This window comes from Streptomyces niveiscabiei, assembly GCF_001419795.1.
Classification (GTDB): Bacteria; Actinomycetota; Actinomycetes; order Streptomycetales; family Streptomycetaceae; genus Streptomyces; species Streptomyces niveiscabiei.
In genome coordinates, this window is the sequence record NZ_LIRL01001241.1 from 1 (window position 1) to 1272 (window position 1272).

The following is a 1272-nucleotide window of genomic DNA, read 5'->3' on the forward strand; positions in this document are numbered from 1 at the left end:
CGGGTTGGTGCGCGCGGGGCTGGGTGGCGGAGGCGGGGGTACCGGTGGCTGGAAGACGGCCGGAGCCGGCGGCCGGGTGGTGTACCGGGGCGGAGCGTGGGGCTGTGGAGTGGGCGGCTGGAAGAGAGGCCGGGCCGGCACCGGTGGCCTGCCCGACGCCGGGACCGCCGGTGGGGTGCTGCCGGTGCCGGGTGCCTGGAACACCGGGAGACCCGGTGGGAAGAGCGGCCGGGGCGACGGAGCGGCCGGCGCCGACGGGCCGGGGGCCTGGAAGGTCGGCATCGGCGGCGGTCCCGCGGCGCGGCCGGTCGGAGCGCCCGGCCCGGGATACGGGGCGTGCGGCGGAAGGAACAGCGCCGGTCCCGGCGGCGCGAGCCTGCGCGATGGTGGACCACCAGGACGAGGCCCGGGAGAACGGGCGGAGCGCGACGCCCACCCCGCCTGTCCCGGCGGCGGGTTACGTCGCGCCGTACCCGCGACGGCGGTGTGGCGGCCGTGCAGGAACCCGAACGTCTTGTACATCACGTACGCCCGCGCAACGCTCCCGGCGAGGGAATGCCCACTGCTGAGGCGCACCGAGCCGAGGATCCAGAACGGGATCTTGAAGACGATGTACAGCAGCGCCAGCGTGACGAGGACGTTGACGAGCCCGTTGTCGTGGAGCCCGAACAGGCCGTCGCGGCCGAAGCCGCCGGGGGTGAGGAACACCCGTACTCCCGTGATCAGGGCGAGGGACTGGGCGACCTGGATGGCCAGCACCCCGCCGAAGGCCCGCCACCACCAGCGCGCGACGGCGTCGGTCTGCGGCAGCACGTGACAGATCAGGGCCAGCGGCGCCCCGGCGACCAGGATGATCGTCAGGGCGACGCGGACGACGAAGGTCACCAGCAGGGCGACCAGCACGACGACGACCGCGAGCCACATCAGGATCAGGAAGACGCTGCCCTCGCCGGAGTTGAAGGAGGCGAGGACGAAGTCGCGCAGCGCGGGCCCCGCCGTGTCGGCGTCGGCGCCTCCGCTGAGCGCGGCACGGGAGAGGGCGTTGGCGAGGTCGACGGCCTTGCCCGCGAGGAACAGCGACAGCGCGGCGGCCAGGAACGCCAGCGGGATGCGCGGGGCGATCTCCTTGGCGGAGTGCCGGGTCTGGACGCTCTCGTGGCTCATGACCACGATCCCGGCGAGAGTGACGAGCAGGGCGTAGCAGGCCAGCGCGGTCTGCCAGGAGTTGTTCCACAGCTGTCCGACGCGGGGGAGGGAAGCGGGGTCGGGGGT

At 74.1% G+C, this 1272-nt stretch carries 1 protein-coding gene; it reads right to left on the bottom strand.

Going from position 1 to position 1272, the window contains the following annotated elements; genetic code table 11:
* A partial coding sequence (locus AOK24_RS48175) for a TrbL/VirB6 family protein (RefSeq protein ID WP_206191367.1) occupies window positions 1–1272 on the bottom strand: 1272 nt, incomplete at both ends.